General features: G+C 43.0%; 14 protein-coding genes. 4 read left to right on the plus strand and 10 right to left on the minus strand.

Features of this window, described 5'->3' with window-relative positions:
• Positions 1-227 precede the first annotated feature (227 nt).
• From JS40_RS13010 to rpsO, 3 genes are all read right to left on the minus strand, one after another.
• Positions 228-1568, minus strand: a complete 1341-nt coding sequence (locus JS40_RS13010) for a hypothetical protein (RefSeq protein ID WP_034261250.1) — start codon at positions 1566-1568, stop codon at positions 228-230.
• Between the two features lie 119 nt (positions 1569-1687).
• Positions 1688-3913, minus strand: coding sequence for a polyribonucleotide nucleotidyltransferase (locus JS40_RS13015; protein WP_034262513.1), 2226 nt, complete (start codon positions 3911-3913; stop codon positions 1688-1690).
• A gap of 209 nt (positions 3914-4122) precedes the next feature.
• Positions 4123-4392 carry a 30S ribosomal protein S15 gene (gene rpsO, locus JS40_RS13020; protein ID WP_034261252.1) on the minus strand — a complete coding sequence of 90 codons (270 nt, stop codon included), beginning with the start codon at positions 4390-4392 and terminating at the stop codon, positions 4123-4125.
• A 176-nt stretch (positions 4393-4568) separates the two neighbouring features.
• Between rpsO and JS40_RS13025 the strand changes: the two genes are divergently transcribed.
• The gene (locus tag JS40_RS13025; RefSeq protein ID WP_034261254.1) at positions 4569-5399 is read left to right on the plus strand and encodes a hypothetical protein; all 831 of its coding nucleotides are present in this window, start codon (positions 4569-4571) and stop codon (positions 5397-5399) included.
• A 51-nt stretch (positions 5400-5450) separates the two neighbouring features.
• Here the strand turns inward: JS40_RS13025 and accD are convergent, their stop codons facing one another.
• Genes accD through tamL form a run of 3 tightly spaced genes read right to left on the minus strand, consistent with a single transcriptional unit; the run spans position 5451 to position 10004 of the window.
• Complete coding sequence (gene accD / locus JS40_RS13030; protein WP_034261256.1) at positions 5451-6326, minus strand: acetyl-CoA carboxylase, carboxyltransferase subunit beta; 876 nt, start codon at positions 6324-6326, stop codon at positions 5451-5453.
• A gap of 17 nt (positions 6327-6343) precedes the next feature.
• Positions 6344-7411: a class II fructose-bisphosphate aldolase gene (gene fbaA, locus JS40_RS13035; protein WP_034261258.1), complete on the minus strand. Its 1068-nt coding sequence runs from the start codon at positions 7409-7411 to the stop codon at positions 6344-6346.
• A gap of 43 nt (positions 7412-7454) precedes the next feature.
• Positions 7455-10004 (minus strand): translocation and assembly module lipoprotein TamL, encoded by a 2550-nt coding sequence (gene tamL / locus JS40_RS13040; RefSeq protein WP_034262515.1) that lies wholly within the window; start codon positions 10002-10004, stop codon positions 7455-7457.
• Positions 10005-10119: 115 nt separating this feature from the next.
• Here tamL and JS40_RS13045 point away from each other — a divergent pair, with 115 nt between their 5' ends.
• Positions 10120-10848, plus strand: coding sequence for a TrmH family RNA methyltransferase (locus tag JS40_RS13045; RefSeq protein WP_173402309.1), 729 nt, complete (start codon positions 10120-10122; stop codon positions 10846-10848).
• On the opposite strand, the gene porT is transcribed toward JS40_RS13045, so the two are convergent.
• Together porT and ubiE are read right to left on the minus strand one after the other, a co-directional pair.
• Complete coding sequence (gene porT, locus JS40_RS13050) at positions 10835-11542, minus strand: type IX secretion/gliding motility protein PorT/SprT (protein ID WP_034261260.1); 708 nt, start codon at positions 11540-11542, stop codon at positions 10835-10837. The two genes, JS40_RS13045 and porT, sit on opposite strands and share 14 nt — an antisense overlap.
• Positions 11543-11544: 2 nt before the next feature.
• Positions 11545-12276, minus strand: a complete 732-nt coding sequence (ubiE, locus tag JS40_RS13055) for a bifunctional demethylmenaquinone methyltransferase/2-methoxy-6-polyprenyl-1,4-benzoquinol methylase UbiE (RefSeq protein WP_034261262.1) — start codon at positions 12274-12276, stop codon at positions 11545-11547.
• Between the two features lie 175 nt (positions 12277-12451).
• Between ubiE and trkA the strand changes: the two genes are divergently transcribed.
• Both trkA and JS40_RS13065 read left to right on the plus strand, forming a co-directional pair.
• The gene (gene trkA, locus JS40_RS13060) at positions 12452-13801 is read left to right on the plus strand and encodes a Trk system potassium transporter TrkA (RefSeq protein WP_034261263.1); all 1350 of its coding nucleotides are present in this window, start codon (positions 12452-12454) and stop codon (positions 13799-13801) included.
• Positions 13801-15306: a TrkH family potassium uptake protein gene (locus JS40_RS13065; RefSeq protein ID WP_034261264.1), complete on the plus strand. Its 1506-nt coding sequence runs from the start codon at positions 13801-13803 to the stop codon at positions 15304-15306. The genes trkA and JS40_RS13065 overlap by 1 nt, the downstream gene beginning before the upstream one ends.
• Before the next feature lie 2 nt (positions 15307-15308).
• On the opposite strand, the gene purT is transcribed toward JS40_RS13065, so the two are convergent.
• On the minus strand, positions 15309-16472 hold the full coding sequence (purT, locus tag JS40_RS13070; RefSeq protein ID WP_034261265.1) for a formate-dependent phosphoribosylglycinamide formyltransferase: 1164 nt from the start codon (positions 16470-16472) through the stop codon (positions 15309-15311).
• A gap of 9 nt (positions 16473-16481) precedes the next feature.
• Positions 16482-17672, minus strand: coding sequence for a pyridoxal phosphate-dependent aminotransferase (locus JS40_RS13075; protein WP_034261266.1), 1191 nt, complete (start codon positions 17670-17672; stop codon positions 16482-16484).
• Between the last annotated feature and the right edge of the window lies 1 nt (position 17673).

The following is a 17673-nucleotide window of genomic DNA, read 5'->3' on the forward strand; positions in this document are numbered from 1 at the left end:
CTAAGATTTTTTAAACTGAAGCTAATTACATTAATCTGCGTTCTCTCTTGGTTTCGGGTTTTACTACAAGTCTGGGCTACTAACTTTGCTGTGGATCAGCAAGCTATTCAAATTCATCAGTGGTGAGCGTCAGTTATAGGATTCCTCACGATCATAAATAAAAACAGTGACACACTTTAAAGCCGCAATGTGTTAGTAAGCGTCTTATGGATAGGATCTTGAAAAAATCAAAAGGATAAATTGGTACATTTACTGTCCTTGTCACTTTCTGTTTGCGCAGCGCTACTAATAAATTCAAACGGGAGCGCTGCATGTATGGCAACAATGGGTGATAGAATTTCGGAATCATACAACTGAGTACTTACAAAATTGTATGGGTATACGTTTGTATTTTTTTCTAATTGTGTCACTTCGTAACCAAAATAATTATCACAATTGGTGGTGCGGGTGCCCTTTCTTCCCGAGCCGTCTACGGTAATGTAATTCTCATCAAAATAGAATACTTCAGATTTACTAAATGTGAGGGAGTTACCATCCACATTACCATTCGCATCTATTGAAAAAGCGCCTACCAATGGTATTGGATTATTGTTTATATCCTGCGCGATTAACCTCTTGTCATTGATATACAATTGGTTGTTCGTATTCTTCTCCAGGGTAAAGGTATTTTGCGCTGTTGCATTAAAACTTATGTCGGGAAATCTCGCAATACTCAGGTTGTAACTCCAGTTATCCAATACTTCCCCTTGCGAATTTAGCTTTAATATTCCATACACTCCGGAATATTGATACCGAGTATAGGGCATTAAAACTTCGTTTGAATTCAAAACCAAAGGCTTGTCCAAAGCGACCAAAGTGTAAGCTGTTTCATCCAGCGCTTCTTTAGACCATTGTAAATCTCCGGTCCAATTATAGCGAGCCATTAATAGGGAAGCTCCGCTTCGACCATAAACAGTAAAGCCTGTTGGATCTAAAACAGACTGCATCCAATAGTATACACTGTAGTGTTGAATTGCAAAATCCGCCGTTCCGTCGGCGACATTCACTACATACATAGTGTTGTAATGCATTAAAATGAATTTACCATTTAGAATATCACTGGTTTGGGTATGATAAAAAAAGTCTTGTGTGATCGGACTATTCATTATGTTACCTTGATACGAATACGATCGTTCCCAAATAACTGTTCCGCTTGCGCTCACTCGGAAAACAACTAGAAAGGCATTGTCTTTAACCCCTGTTACAATCACTCCTCCCGAACCGTCCGATTCAATGGAAGCTACATTTGTTAAACGTGGGATGTGAACTCCAAAGTCAAAATTATCGGCTAAAGAGAACGCGCTTAGATAATTATTGTCAAATCCCGAGATTTGAAATACTTTATCACCACTCTTCGTTACATGGTGTCCATATTGCAGTCTGGGATTATCGTTAAAATCAACAGTGGAAAATACAATCTCTTGTTCGTCCATTTGCTGTTCCTCTTCGGCTTGTTCCGAATCTTTACTGCAAGCTGTAAATAATACGCCAATGGCGAATATGATGGTTGCAAGTGAGTAGGTTTTCATAAAATTGTTTTAGTCAAATCTACTTTGAAAAGGAGCAAATGTAAATAAGGCATTTGCCTTATATGAAAAAACGCCTCCCATTGGGAAGCGTTTTTTTTATCTAAAAAAGATCAAACTAATTAATCTCTCTTTCTGTCTCTGTCGCGGTTTCTATTATCACGTCCGCGGTTGTCACGTCCTCTGTCCTTATTGTCAGATCGAGGAGGCCGTTCCTTGAACCCTTCAGGTTTAGGCAACAACGCTTTACGGGACACTTTGTCCTTACGTGTTCTTGGATCAACCCCAAGATACTTCACATCAAAAACATCTCCCATATTCACAACATCGCTCACATTTTCAGTGCGTTCCCACGCCAATTCCGATACGTGCAATAAGACTTCGTTGCCCGGGGCATCGGTATACTCTACTACAGCACCAAAATCTAACATTTTGATCACTTTCACTTCGTATACACTTCCTACTTCAGGTTTGAAGGTAAGGGAGTCGATCTTCGCCAATACAGCATCGATTCCTTCCTGACTGGTTCCCAGGATTTCTACAATCCCTTCTTCGGTCACAGGATCTTCGTTGATAACGATAGTTGTCTTTGTCGCTTTTTGTAATTCCTGGATCACCTTTCCTCCGGGACCAATCAAGGCTCCAATGTACTCGTTCGGGATGGTCACCGTCACCATCTTTGGTGCATGTGGCTTCACATCTGTATTAGGCGTTGCGATAGTATCGGTCAATTTCTCAAGAATATGTAGTCGTCCTTTAGCTGCCTGCTTTAAAGCATTCACAAGAATTTCATACGACAACCCTTTCACCTTAATATCCATTTGACACGCCGTGATCCCATCGGCAGTTCCGGTTACTTTAAAGTCCATATCCCCTAGGTGATCTTCGTCACCAAGGATATCAGACAACACGGCATACTTACCGGTGTCACCGTCGGAGATGAGTCCCATCGCAATTCCTGAAACAGGTTTCTTCAGTTGAACACCTGCGTCCATCAATGCCATAGTTCCGCTACAAACGGTTGCCATGGAAGAGGAACCATTAGACTCCAATACTTCGGCTACAACACGAACGGTATACGGACAATCTGCAGGGATCATTCCTTTTAACGCGCGTTGTGCTAAATTTCCATGACCGATCTCTCTTCTGGACGTTCCGCGAATAGGTCGCGCCTCTCCGGTAGAGAATGGTGGGAAGTTGTAGTGTAAATAGAATGTTTCTTCACCTTCAAACGATGGCATATCGATCTGGTTAGCCTCTCTTGAGGTTCCCAAGGTGACCGTTGCCAGTGCCTGTGTTTCTCCGCGTGTAAAGATGGCAGAACCGTGGGTGGAAGGCAGATAGTCTATTTCACACCAGATAGGTCGGATCTCATCGGTCTTTCTTCCGTCCAAGCGCAATCCTTCATTTAAGGTAAGATCGCGAACGGCAGCTTTTTCGGCTTTGTAATAGTAGCTGGAAATAAGGTCACCAAAATCTTCGAGTTCTTCTTCAGAAAAACTTGCCTTGATCTCTTCTTTTATTGTATCGAAAGCAGAACTGCGTTCGTGCTTGGCCGATGCTGATTTTGCGATGGAATATACTTTATCATACGCCATATCGTGGATCTTCTTCTCCAGATCCTTATCTTCTCGCGCTGTTTCGTATTCTCTAACTTCCTTCTTTCCGAAGGCTTCCGCCAATCGTACCTGTGCAGCACATTGTTCTTTAATGGCATCGTGTGCGAACTTAATGGCTTCCACCATTTCTTCTTCTGAAATTTCTTTCATTTCACCTTCTACCATCATAACAGAATCTGCAGAGGCACCAATCACCATGTCAATATCACTCTCTGCCAATTGCGCACGCGTTGGGTTGATGATAAATTTACCATCCACACGACCTACTCGTACTTCAGAAATAGGGCATTCAAAAGGGAAATCGGATAACTGGATAGCTGCTGAAGCTGCCAATCCGGCCATGGCATCCGGCATCACATCGTCGTCATGGGACATAAGCTGGATCATCACCTGTGTTTCGGCATGATAGTCTTTAGGGAACAAGGGACGCAACACACGATCAACCAAACGCATGGTCAATACTTCGCCGTCGCTAGGACGCGCCTCCCGTTTGAAGAATCCGCCCGGATAACGCCCCGAAGCGGCAAATTTTTCACGGTAATCTACCGTTAACGGTAAAAAATCTACATCGCTTTGTTTGTAGTTGGAAACTACAGTACATAACAACATACATTTTCCCGATTGAACAACAACAGAACCATGGGCCTGTTTTGCTAATTTTCCGGTTTCAATAGAGATCTCTCTACCGTCACCAAGGTCTATGACCTCTTTAAATACTTTAGGTATCATTTGTTTTTCATTTTCCACCAGCCCGGTATTATTAAACAGGAGCTGCGTGGGATTACTAATGGTCAACGACCGGCTATCGGTCGCGTTGTTGTGTTGTTGTGGTGACCAATGAAAAACCTAAGGGTAGCTTTTCTATGTGTTTCTGAAGAAATGATTTCAGAAAAAATATAAAAATAATTAAAAAGGGGCGAAAAACGCCCCTCTTTGTATTACTTACGTAAACCTAATTCTTTAACGATTGCACGGTATCTCAAGATATCCTTTTTCATAAGGTAATCTAAAAGAGAACGACGCTTTCCTACTAACTTTACCAAAGAACGTTCTGTATTATAATCCTTGTGGTTGTTTTTAAGGTGTTTTGTTAAATGCTCGATGCGATACGTGAATAACGCGATCTGACCTTCGGCTGAACCGGTGTCTGTTTTAGACTTTCCGTGTTTTGCGAAGATCTTTTCTTTTTCTTCTGGTGCTAAATACATGCCAATATTATTTAAATGATTTTTATGTACCGACGACCGCTTTGGTAATCGAGCGGCAAAAGTACAAAATCTATTTCAGAAAGAGTGGGTTCTTACGCAAATTCTTACAAATTGCGTACGAAATTAAACTTTTATACGTTTTAATGGTCAACTAGTAATAACTCTAAAACAAACGTATGAAAAACCTAACAAAGAAGATCGCCCTGTTTTCTTGTATTGTCACAGCACTTTTACTTTCGAGTTGTGATACCTCAGATGATAGCGGAACCGTAGATGTAAATTATTCGGCTGAAGATGCCACCCGGGCCGCACAAGCCGATATTATTGTGGAAAATACTTTGAATATTATGGAGAATGGTTATGTTGAGAGCGAAGAAACCAGAAACTTTGCCGTTTCCTTTTTCCCGTCCTGCACCACCATCACCATTACACCCAACGGAAATGGAGGTACCATTGTACTGGATTTTGGAACGTCTTGTACCTTGAACAACGGAAGCGTTGTTTCAGGAAAAATAAATCTGGAATACGGAGCCATCGTGGACGGAACCAGAACCATTAACTATTCCTTTGAGAATTATACCTACAATGGTCACGGCGTGACAGGCGGTGGTGAGATCGTTAGGGATATCGAGAATGAAAATGGCAACCCATCTTCCACGGTGAACGAGACGATCACCGTAAGTTTTGAAGGTACAGAAATCACTGCTACTCGCGTTGGATTGCGTGTTGCTGAATGGATTGAAGGTGTAGGGAGCGGTACCTGGACAGACAATGTCTATAGTATTACCGGAAACTGGAACACGACTTTTTCAAACGGATTTAGCCGAAGCGGCGAAGTTACAGAAGCGCTCATTCGAAAATTGAATTGCTTATATCTGGTAAGTGGTACCCTGGATATCTCTCAACAGGCCTTGACCGGAACTCTTGATTTTGGCGACGGTAATTGCGATAATATTGCTGTCTTTACATTCAACGGTCAAGATTACACCATTATCTTAGGGCAATAATGTCCCTCTGAAACAGCCTAATAAAAAAGCCGCTAATTAGCGGCTTTTTTATTAGGCTGTCTTAGCCGATTTCTCCCGAAGGGGTCTGTTAAGAATTAAATCGAGATACAAGTTTATTTTTCGTTTTAGGTCTTTTCTGTGGCTTATGAAGTCGAGAAAACCGTGGTCCAAGACAAATTCTGCCGTCTGGAATCCGTCCGGCAACTCTTTTCCGGTAGTATCCCTAACCACTCGGGGGCCTGCAAAGCCAATAAGCGCTCCGGGTTCACTAATATTAATATCTCCCAACATGGCAAAAGAAGCTGTCGTACCTCCTGTTGTGGGATCTGTACATAAGGAGATATATGGAATCCCTGCTTCCGAAAGTTGGGCCAGTTTGGCACTGGTTTTTGCCAACTGCATAAGTGAATAAGCTGCTTCCATCATTCGGGCGCCTCCACTCTTAGAAATGATCATAAAAGGGATCTTCTTCTTTAAAGAATAATCGGCAGCACGTGCGATCTTCTCACCAACAACGCTCCCCATAGAACCACCAATAAAACTAAAATCCATACAGGCGATTACAAGGTCCTCTCCCATAGACTTTCCTACGGCGGTGCGTACCGCATCCTTCAATCCGGTCTTGTCTTGCGCATCTTTGAGTCTGTCTGTATATTTTTTGTTATCCTCAAATTTGAGCGGATCTTTCGAAGATAAGTTTTTATCGAGTTCTTTAAATTTATTGTCGTCGAAGAGGATCTCAAAATATTCTCTGCTTCCAATGCGAACATGATACCCGTCTTCCGGACTCACATAAAAGTTTGCTTCCAGTTCGTCGGAATCTACGATTTTTCCGGTAGGGGATTTATACCAAAGGCCTTTTGGAACGTCTTTTTTCTCTTCAGTGGGGGTTTGAATCCCTTTTTTTGTTCTTTTAAACCAAGACATAGAATGGTGGGTTTCGTTTATAATGTATGTACGTTATTTAGATCTTCGAACGCCTTTTCAAGACGTTTTTTAAATGTTAACTCTCCTTCGCGCAACCACTTACGAGGGTCGTAGTGTTTTTTATTGGGCGCATCGGAACCTTCGGGATTTCCTATTTGAGTTCTAAGGTACTCAATATTATTGACCATATAGTCGCGAATTCCTTCGTTAAATGCAAATTGAAGATCGGTATCAATATTCATCTTTACTACACCGTATCCAATCGCTTCACGAATCTCTTCGAGTGTAGAACCGCTTCCGCCGTGAAAAACAAAATCTATAGGATTGTGGCCGGTGTTGAATTTTTTCTGAACATACTCTTGCGAATTTTTAAGGATCACCGGGGTTAATTTAACATTGCCCGGTTTATAGACACCGTGTACATTTCCGAAGGCTGCTGCGATGGTAAATTGATCGCTCACTTTCATGAGCTCCTCATAGGCGTACGCTACTTCTTCGGGCTGTGTGTACAATTTTGAAGAATCGACATCACTGTTGTCAACGCCATCTTCTTCACCTCCGGTTATACCCAATTCAATTTCTAGGGTCATCCCCATCTTGCTCATGCGTTCCAAATAGCGTTTCGAGATCTCGATATTCTCTTCAATGGGTTCTTCAGAAAGGTCCAGCATGTGTGAACTGTACAGGGAAACCCCATTCTTTTTATAAAATTCTTCCCCGGCACTTATAAGTCCGTCGACCCACGGAAGAAGATTCTTCGCGCAGTGGTCTGTATGAAGGATGACCGTAGCACCGTACGCTTTCGCCAGTTCATGAATGTGTTTTGCTCCTGCAATACCACCGGCGATCGCCGCTTTTTGCCCTTCATTGGACAATCCTTTTCCTGCATTAAAATGAGCGCCGCCATTGGAAAATTGTATGATCACTGGCGACCGTAATGCAGCTGCGGTTTCCAGTACTGTGTTAATACTGTTGGAGCCTACTACATTTACTGCGGGTAAGGCAAAACCTTTTTCTTTTGCGTATGCATGTATTTTCTGAACGTCTCTTCCCGTGGCTACACCGGGCTGAATGGAATGACTCATGGTTAACTGAATTTGGTATGCAAAAATAACAAAATTTAATGGTTTAGAAGGGATAGTTGATCCCTATATTGTAGACTGCATTGTTTAGATTATAATCCTTGAACCAGCGTTCCCCAACCGGACGAGCAGGGTCGTGGGTCTTGAATCCAATATCAAATCGCAGTACAAAGAACCCAAAATCGTATCGAATTCCTATACCCGATGCAATAGCGATCTCTTTAAGGTCTGCAATGCCGTTGAATGTGGAAGCCTCGTCTTCTACGTTGTCGAATACATTCCAAATGTTTCCGGCATCGACAAAAAACGCCCCTTTAAAATCACCCAGAATGGTGAAGCGATATTCAGCATTGAGTGCGATCTTGAAGTTTGCTTCGTTGAAATCTAAAATACTTCCACTGCTTCCGGGGCCCAGATCGTAAGCACGCCATCCACGGTTATCGTTAGCACCCCCTGCAAAATAGCTTCGGGTAAAAGGAATACTGTTGCTGTTGCCATAGGGAATGGCGATGCCGCCGAAAGCGCGTATCGCAAAAATATTATTATCGTTGAGTTCCCAGTGTTTTATATATTCGGCCTCTCCTTTTGCGTATTGCGAGAACACAACACCCAATGCTTTATAATTGCCGTCCTCGTTCTTCTCGAACCCTGCTAAGCTCGAAATTCCCGAGAGGAGATTACCAGCTGCTTCTAGCTTCCAACGCAGGCGAGAGAAGGTGTTGTCGAAGATATTCTCTCTACTATCCCGCGTCCAGGTAAAATTGGAAGCAAAGATCAAGTTGTTCTCGGTAAGTCGGAATTGACGTTCGGCGATACTCAACACTTCCTGAAAATATTCTTCTGAAGCTGTGATGCCTCCAAAAAGGACATCGTCTATAAACTGACTGGTTTCGTTGGGAATCTCAAGCATGGGATCGTTTGAAGGATTATTGAAATCGTAGCCAATATCCTGAGCGATCTCATTTAGTCTTTCGTATGAGGTGCGGTATACATTGAAATAATTTCCGGTATTTAGGTTTCTTACGTATTGCACATTTACAAGGTCCAGCTTGTTTGTTCTCACCTTAGAAGGCTTCCATCGATAGCTAAACACCGAATTCAAGGTTTGACGATCTAAACCAATATTGTTCTGGGCATTGGCTCCCAGACTGATACTCGTGGAGGGAGACATATATTTAGGGATCAATTTTTCGGTGCGAAGCGGGAATAGGATCCTGGGAAAGGTGAGCTTGGCATCGCCACCTACTTCAGAAATATTAAAGAACCTACTGTCACTATCGGCAGCATCCTTCGAAGATCCTACACTTCCTCTTCCGGAGATTTCCAGTATCTCGGCTCCTCTAAAGATATTCCGAATTAAAAACGTTGAACTGAAACCAATTCCAAATTGCTGAATGGTCGATGTGTAAGCATCAAAATCCACTCCCAGGGTATATTTCTTTTGAGGGGTTAAAAGAATGGTAGCGATCAAACCGGTACCGGTGGTGTCTGCCGGATCTTCCTGATAGGAAATATTGGGATACTTAAAGATTCGGAGGTCACTGATCTGGTTGTACGTGAGCGTTCGGTCAATATCTTTGAATATCTTGTTGGGGGTAATAGAGATGGCATCTGTAATGGCCTTTGGGCGAAACTTCAACTCGTCATAGCTAAACAGCTTATAACCGTTATAAGATACCGTATCTGTTATGGGCGCGTTCCTGTTAGCAAAGGTGTAATCGGTGACAATGCGCACTTCGTTGATGGTGTGAACCTTGAATGGCTCGGTGCGGGTACTGTCGCCTTCGTCTATCCTACGGTCGGGAATAATATACGTGATATTGGCCTTGTGGCCTGTGTTTACGGTATCGGCCTCAAACCCTACATAATCTTGGTCAAAATAATAAAGTCCGCTGTTTCGAAATTGAATGGTCAATCGGTCACGTTCGTTTACGAAATCGTTGGCCGAATACTGCTTTCCTTGCACGATAAAGGTATTTTGTCTTGAGTCCTTAAAAAGCGAATCTACCACAGGAGAACTTATCTTCTTTGTAATACTATCTACAAAATACGGCTGTTGCCTGTCTACAAAATACGTTACGGCGGCTCTTTTTTCTTTCTTTTCGTTGGGTACAATAGAATAATCGGCTTTGGCATTGAAATAACCAAAACTGGCGTAATATCGTTTTAATCGATCCACAGATTTTTTGATCTTGGCTTCTTCGATCACCACGGGAGCATCCCCCGATTTCTCAAGCCATTTGTTGAAACCCACATAGCTGTCGCCTATTTCTTCCACTTGCTTTGCAGAAAGAAACCGCACCAGGCGTTCTTCTCGCTTAGGGTTTCTATGCAGCCACTTCTGGAAAGTCGAATCTGGTTTTGGATCGGCCAGATTGTATATGTAAATACCAATGGGCACCCCAAGCACTCGTGAGTTTGGTCGTTGGGAAAGCTGACTGTAGACCTTTGTATCCTTGATCTCAACACTATCTACAACAATGGTGTTGTCGGTCAAGAGATAGTTGTCTTCATCGACCCTTTTTACTGCATTACAAGAGAAAAGCAGTATCGTAACTCCTAAAAAAAATGATATTTTTGTGAGGCGTAGGGTCAATCGTTCGGGTTTACTTACATTTAACGGAACCAACTATTTGGTCCAACAACTGTTGCATGAAAACATACTGTAAAAGTACACATTTGTTATAGTGCATTTCAAAAATAGGATAATTTTGATAAGTAAAAGTCAAATAAAATTAATAACGAGTCTACGCCAAAAAAAGTACCGCGACAAAACAGGACTTTTTGTTGCTGAAGGACCTAAAGTAATTTTAGAATTGCTGAAGGGCGGTTTTGAGCTTCATGGACTTTTTTCTTCGGAAGTGATTACCCGGCCGAAAGAAAATCATTATCAAATCTCTGAAGCAGAGCTCAAAAAAATCAGTTTTTTAAGTACGGCCAATACCGCTCTCGCGGTTTTCACCATACCCACCGCTGCTCCGCTTAACGAGAACGGATGGGTCCTTGCCTTAGATGCGGTCAGGGACCCGGGAAATCTTGGAACCCTGATTCGTCTCTGTGATTGGTTTGGGATCCGTCAATTAATTTGCTCTAAAGATACTGCCGATTGCTACAATCCTAAAGTGATCCAGGCCACTATGGGATCCATTACCCGCGTATCGGTTCATTATGTGGAGCTAACCGATTATTTGCAAAAAACGACACTACCTGGTTTTGGTGCCTGTATGGAGGGGACTAATGTGTATAAAAAAACGTGGCCCCGAGAGGGTATATTGGTGCTTGGGAACGAAGCAAATGGAATTTCCGGTCCAGTGATGAAGCTGCTTCAGGAACAGGTCACTATACCACAATTTGGGGTGAAACAAGAAACCGAAAGCCTTAACGTCGCTACGGCAGGAGCTATTTTATTAAGTGAAGTGAGGCGGTCTACTGGAAAGTAAAGTTCACAAAAATACCTCTGGTTGCCATCTTGTCGATATTGCCGGTCCACGGGCTGTTAGGATCGTTATCGCGAACCAATTCATCACTCATTGCAAAAACCCCACGAATGGAAGGCGTGAACTTAAAATAATACAGGTAAAAATCAACGCCAAATCCTAGTTCGTAATAACTGGTCGTGTTGGTCATTCGAAATTGTCCGCTGGAATTGTCCTCAGGGTTCTTCTCATTACTTGACAAATTAAAGGAAGTGGAGACTCCTCCTATTATAAAGGGTTTAAAGTTATTGAGTCGTTTGGTTGAAAGTTTAACAAGAAGCGGTACGTGAATATACGTGGATTTTGCTTCGCGAAGTTGATCGCGTTCTTCTTCAAATCCCGGAAATAGCAGATTGCGTTGCGTATAGTAAAGTCCGGGTTCCAACCGGAGGTTGACATAGTTGTTGATACGCATATCACCAATAAGACCTACATTAAAGCCTGCCTGCCCTTCTACCAGTACCTCGGTATTTTGATCCCCAAGATCGTCAATATAGTCGAACTTGAAGTCGTAACTGTTGAATCCTAAAAAATATCCCCAACTTAAAAAGCGATTGTCGAAGGTTTCAAGATTCGCCAACCGTTCTTTGGTGAACAATTGTGCCTGAGCCGCTTGTGCGAATATTGAAAAGGTGACGAGAAAGAGAATTTTTTTCATAGTTATTTTGTGGCTTTATAGATCGTTGCCACTCCAAAGGTTTGCGGTTTATTTTCCACTTCTATAAACCCGATTTTCTTTAAAATATTGTTGAGCGTTTCACCATACGGGAAAACCGAAGCACTTTCACTAAGGTACTTGTAGGCAACCTTGTCCTTAGAGAAGATACGGCCAATAAAGGGGAGCAACCTTCGGCTGTAGAAAAAATATCCTTGCTTGAACGGAAATTTGGTAGGCACCGAAGTTTCCAGAATAATAAAAAGACCTTGTGGTTCCAGTACACGGTAAATTTCTGAAAGACCTTGCTCGAGATCTTCAAAATTTCGTATGCCAAACGATACTGTGATCACTTCAAATGAATTATTGGCAAAAGGAAGTTTTTCAGAATCACCTTTAATGAACTCAATACGTTCTGCAAAAGACTTGCTTTCTATTTTTTTTCTAGCCACACCCAACATTCCTTCCGAAAGGTCTAACCCAACAATACGAGGGATATTTGTTTTCTCTGCAAATTGGATGGCCAGATCGCCTGTTCCGGTGGCTATGTCCAAAACATTTTTTGGCTCTCGCTTCGCCACCATTTTAATGATCTTTTTACGCCAAGAAGTATCAGTTCCCAAAGAGATCACACGGTTTAAACCATCGTAATTTCCCGAAATAGTATCGAACATGTGCTCGACCTGCTCCTTCTTGTTGAGCGTTGAATCCTTATAAGGCGTTATTTTTTTACTCATAGTGACTGTTGTTTGTTCGTTTTTACATATATGTACGAGCGAAGAGCAAACAAGGCTGCAAAGCTACTACTTTTTTACTATTTTGGCGAGAATCCTGTTGAAAGAGAAATCTGCTACCAATCTCAGGATTCGACTAAAATTCAATACCTTTGCAGGACTCATTGCGCAATAGAATATGAAGATAATAATAGCCGGTGCCGGCGAAGTTGGATTTCATCTAGCAAAGCTTCTCTCTTTCGAATCCCAGGACATAACCCTCATAGATACCAATAGAGAATCGTTGGCCTATGCCGATACTCATTTAGATATTCGGGTGGTACGTGGAGATGCAACCTCTATTTCAGTCTTAAAAGATTCCAAAGTTGCCAATACCGACCTTGTTATTGCGGTCACTTCCAGCGAGACGACCAATATTACGGTATGTGTGCTCTCAAAACAATTAGGAGCAAAACGTACCATTGCACGTATTTCAAATACCGAATTTATCGATAATAAAGACGAAGTAGGTTTTACGAAATTTGGGATCGATGAACTCATTTCGCCCGAATCCCTTGCAGCAAACGAAATAGAACTTCTGCTCAATCAAAGTGCCTTCAATGACACCTATCAATTTGAAGAAGGTGCCTTGACCATGATAGGTCTTTCACTGTCCCGAACCGCAGTTTTTGTAGGCAAGACCGTGAAAGAAGTAGGACAGTTGTATCCGGAATTGAAATATGTGCCCATCGCCATACAACGCTACGGAACCCAGTATACGTTGATTCCCAGGGGAGATACTCAATTTAAGGAAGGTGATCAGGTATATTTTATTACTACAGAAGCAGGTGTTGAACATATCTACAAGCTTACCGGAAAAGTGCGTCAGGAAATAAAGAATGTAATGATTCTGGGAGGAAGTAATATTGGAAGAAAGACAGCGCGGGATCTTTGTAAGAGCAGCTTTAATGTAAAACTGATAGAGAACGATAAGAATAAAGCTTTCGAGATCGCAGATGATATCCCCAGTTGTCTGGTGATTAACGGTGACGGAAGAAATGTAGAGTTGCTTCAGGAAGAATCCATACAGGAAATGGATGCATTTATCTCTGTGACAGGAAATAGTGAGACCAATATCATGTCCTGTTTGGTAGCAAAATCCAAAGGTGTGAAAAAAGCAATTGCGTTGGTTGAGAATATGGACTATTTCCAGCTCTCTCATTCCATTGGGATCGATACGCTTATCAACAAGAAACTGCTGGCGGCAAATAATATTTTTCGGTATGTTCGTAAAGGGGAAGTGGTCGCCATGACCAAACTCAATAATATGAACGCCGAACTTTTAGAGTTCATCGTTTCCCCAACTTCCAAGGTCTGTAACATGATCATTAAAGAGATCGATTTTCCTCGTTCGGCGGTAATAGGTGGTGTTGTTCGCAATGGAGAAGGGATCATTGCTCTGGGAGATTTTAAAATTGCCAGCGGCGACCGTATTGTTGTCTGTTGTTTGCCACAATCCATCACAAAAGTGGAAAAATTGTTCGTCTAATGCGTGCCATATCCACCATCAATTTTAAGATTATTTCTCACTTAATGGGGTTGCTTCTTGGGGTCAATGGAGGTTTTATGCTTCTGGCATCACTCGTGAGCTTTTATTATAAAGATGGTGTTACCCGCGAGTTGTTGATGGCCGGAGCAGTAACCGTAGTTTTTGGAGGTATTGTAATGTACATCACGCGCAATCACCGGAAAGAGATACAAAAGCGAGAAGGATATATTATTGTTACTTTGGGCTGGATCTTTATGTCCTTGGCGGGAACCTTACCCTATCTTTTTACAGGGGCGATACCAAGTTTTACCAATGCTTTTTTCGAAACCATGAGCGGGTATACTACCACCGGCGCTTCCATATTAAGCGATATTGAAAGCATTCCAAATGGAGTCTTGTTTTGGCGCAGCATCACGCACTGGATAGGAGGGATGGGTATCATTGTTCTCGCGATTGCCATTTTACCATTGTTAGGAATAGGGGGGATGCAGCTTTTCGCTGCCGAAGCACCGGGTCCCGGTGGGGATAAACTTCACCCTCGTATAACCGATACCGCCAAGCGATTGTGGCTTATTTATGTTGGGTATACCATTGCAGAAACCATTTTGCTAAATCTAGCCGGGATGAGTTTCTTCGATGCCATTAATCATTCGTTAAGTACGCTTAGTACGGGAGGATTTTCTACAAAGAATGCCAGTATTGCCTATTGGAACGATCAACCCATTATCCAATACATCATCATGGCATTTATGTTTTTGGCGGGAACTAATTTCGTGCTTAGTTACTTCGCTTTTAAGACCAAATTCAGCAAGATATTTAGGGACGAGGAATTCAAACTGTATACGTATGCGGTGATCCTTTTCACCATCATCGCCGCATTGATTATCTATTTCCAGGCGGATGTAAGCGATTCGAGCATTGCACATCCAATGGTATGGGGTGCATTCGAGAGTGCAGTACGCCATGGTTTGTTCCAAGTGTTGGCCATTGTGACCACCACAGGTTTTGTCACGGCAGATTACACGCTTTGGACTCCATTTCTTACCATCTTCTTTTTTGGTTTGATGTTTTTGGGAGGCTCGTCAGGCTCTACCGCCGGTGGAATTAAGATCGTGCGCCACTTGATCATGATTAAGAATGGAATCTTAGAATTTAAGCGCACCTTGCACCCGCACGCCATTTTGCCTGTACGCTATAATAATAAAGCGGTTCAGCAGCCCATTGTATTCAATATTCTAGGCTTCTTTATTCTTTACATGCTCTCTTTTATCGTAGGAGTATTGGTATTCTCATGGTTAGGACTGGATTTCCAAACAGCATTAGGAGGTGCGGCTTCTACACTGGGGAATGTAGGCCCGGCCTTAGGGGATCTGGGACCAGTGAATAATTATGGGAACCTGCCGGCCATGGCCAAATGGTGGTCTTCTTTTTTAATGTTAATTGGTCGATTGGAACTTTTTACGGTATTGATCCTGCTAACACCGTTCTTCTGGAGAAATCGTTAGGTCTACAGTTTAACCTTTACCTGCGTTGCTAATGCTTTAGCACGTTGGATCACTTCGGAAAGGTCGCCCGAAACGGCATCGTATGTAAGGACCACACCCATGCGTCGATAGGGCCTTGCGGTGGGTTTTCCAAAGATTCGGAAATCGGTCTTTTTGGCTTCGGAAAGGATTTCCAGGCCTTCAAATTGCGGACTTTCAGAATATCCTGAAGCTGCGATCACAGCTGAAGCACCCATCCGCTCTAGAGTGATCTCAGGAATAGGAAGACCTAGAACAGCCCGCAGATGCAATTCAAATTCGTTGAAATTTTGGGTGTTCGCCAAGGTTACCATACCCGTGTCATGCGGCCGGGGGGATAATTCTGAAAAGTAAACCCCATCATCACCTACAAAGAATTCTACTCCCCAGATACCTGCGCCTCCCAGGGCTTCGGTTACCTTCTGTGCCATGTGCTGCGCTTCACGCAAATGGATTGTATCCATGGCAGCCGGCTGCCAGCTTTCTTGATAATCGCCCCGTTCTTGTCTGTGTCCTATGGGTGGACAGAACAAAGTAAGGCCATTTCGCTGGGTCACGGTTAGTAGCGTGATCTCATAATTGAAATTTACAAAGGTCTCCACGATCACTTCGGCGACATCACCGCGCGAACCTTCTTGCGCATACCGCCAGGCTTTTTCAATATCGGCTTCGGTATGAATGGTGCTTTGACCTTTTCCGCTGGAAGACATTAATGGTTTTACCACACACGGCATCCCAATTTGATCCACGGCTTCCTTTAACTCCTTCGCTGAGGTAGCATACCGATAGTTGGCGGTTTTTAGACCCAGGGTTCCTGCAGCAAGGTCGCGAATGGCCTTCCTGTTCATGGTGTAATTGGCTGCTTTTGCCGAAGGGATCACCGTATATCCCTGACGTTCATAATCATAGAACCGTTCGGTTCGAATGGCTTCAATTTCGGGGATGATAAAGTCGGGTTGATGTTTTTCCACGATCGTATCCAACGCGTTTCCGTCCAACATATTGATCACTTCATACCCATTGGCCACGTGCATGGCCGGAGCATTGGTATAATTATCAACAGCAATGACGGTTTGACCTATGCGTTGCGCTGCGATGACGAACTCCTTGCCCAATTCGCCACTCCCAAGAAGTAAAATCTTTGCCATGTCTGTGCTTTATGCGGTAACGGAAGCTCTTATGCGTTTCATAGCTTCCTTTATCTCTGCTTCGGAAGCAGCATAAGAGATACGGATACAGTTGGAATCGCCAAAAGCTTCACCCGTCACTGTAGCAACGGTTGCTTCTTCCAAGAGATACAATGAAAAATCGGAAGCATTTTCAATCTTTTTACCTCGAAGTGTTTTTCCGAAGTAATAGGAAATATCGGGAAAAACATAGAAAGCTCCTTCCGGCTCGTTCGTTTTAAAACCAGGAATTTCAGAAAGGAGGTTCAAAATGAGACTCCGTCGTTCTTTAAATGCATCGACCATGTATTGGATCTTACTTGGCGGATTCTCTAAAGCTGTGATGGTAGCGCGTTGTGCAATGCAATTAGCACCGCTGGTGATCTGTCCCTGCATCTTATTGCACGCACGTGCGATCCATTCGGGACCTCCAATATACCCAATACGCCAACCCGTCATGGCATAGGCTTTTGAGACACCATTCACCACGACAGTACGGTCGTACATATCTTCGAAGGCGGCCATTGACGCATGTTCCCCCACAAAATTAATATGTTCGTAGATCTCATCGCTTATCACAATAATATCTGGATACTTCACCAGTACATTGGCCAATGCTCGAAGCTCTTCTTTGCTATAGACGGATCCGCTGGGGTTACAGGGAGAACTGTAAATGATCATTTTGGTTTTAGGGGTGATCGCCGCTTCGAGTGCTTTTGGAGTCACTTTAAAATCGGATTCGATAGTGGTTGGAATCTCAACCGGAACACCACCTGCCAGTTTACTAATATCGGCATAGCTCACCCAGTATGGAGCCGGAAGCAAAACTTCGTCGCCTTCATTTAAAAGGACCATAGCTAGATTTGCAAGTGATTGTTTGGCACCTGTGGATACTACTATTTGAGCAGGTGCATACGTAAGACCGTTATCACGTTTAAACTTAGTAATGATGGCTTTTTTCAAGTCGCCATAACCATCTACGGGAGTGTAAGTATGATAATCGTCTTTAATGGCTTGGATCGCGCCTTCCTTTACAAAATCGGGTATAGTGAAGTCCGGTTCACCCAAACTCAGGCCTATTATATCTTTTCCTTCTTCGCGTAGTTCGCGTGCTTTAGCCGCCATGGCCAATGTGGCAGAAGTTGCCATCTCGTTGACTCGATTCGAAAGTTTTGGATTCATA

It is taken from the genome of Altibacter lentus (assembly GCF_000746845.1).
In the GTDB taxonomy this organism is placed as follows: domain Bacteria; phylum Bacteroidota; class Bacteroidia; order Flavobacteriales; family Flavobacteriaceae; genus Altibacter; species Altibacter lentus.

What these genes read in the sequence shown, in the direction of transcription:
- JS40_RS13010 (WP_034261250.1), bottom strand. Translation starts at nt 1,568, where the DNA reads ATGAAAACCTACTCACTTGCAACCATCATATTCGCCATTGGCGTATTA.
- JS40_RS13015 (WP_034262513.1), bottom strand. Translation starts at nt 3,913, where the DNA reads ATGATACCTAAAGTATTTAAAGAGGTCATAGACCTTGGTGACGGTAGA.
- rpsO (WP_034261252.1), bottom strand. Translation starts at nt 4,392, where the DNA reads ATGTATTTAGCACCAGAAGAAAAAGAAAAGATCTTCGCAAAACACGGA.
- JS40_RS13025 (WP_034261254.1), top strand. Translation starts at nt 4,569, where the DNA reads ATGAAAAACCTAACAAAGAAGATCGCCCTGTTTTCTTGTATTGTCACA.
- accD (WP_034261256.1), bottom strand. Translation starts at nt 6,326, where the DNA reads ATGTCTTGGTTTAAAAGAACAAAAAAAGGGATTCAAACCCCCACTGAA.
- fbaA (WP_034261258.1), bottom strand. Translation starts at nt 7,411, where the DNA reads ATGAGTCATTCCATTCAGCCCGGTGTAGCCACGGGAAGAGACGTTCAG.
- porT (WP_034261260.1), bottom strand. Translation starts at nt 11,542, where the DNA reads ATGAAAAAAATTCTCTTTCTCGTCACCTTTTCAATATTCGCACAAGCG.
- ubiE (WP_034261262.1), bottom strand. Translation starts at nt 12,276, where the DNA reads ATGAGTAAAAAAATAACGCCTTATAAGGATTCAACGCTCAACAAGAAG.
- trkA (WP_034261263.1), top strand. Translation starts at nt 12,452, where the DNA reads ATGAAGATAATAATAGCCGGTGCCGGCGAAGTTGGATTTCATCTAGCA.
- JS40_RS13065 (WP_034261264.1), top strand. Translation starts at nt 13,801, where the DNA reads ATGCGTGCCATATCCACCATCAATTTTAAGATTATTTCTCACTTAATG.
- purT (WP_034261265.1), bottom strand. Translation starts at nt 16,472, where the DNA reads ATGGCAAAGATTTTACTTCTTGGGAGTGGCGAATTGGGCAAGGAGTTC.
- JS40_RS13075 (WP_034261266.1), bottom strand. Translation starts at nt 17,672, where the DNA reads ATGAATCCAAAACTTTCGAATCGAGTCAACGAGATGGCAACTTCTGCC.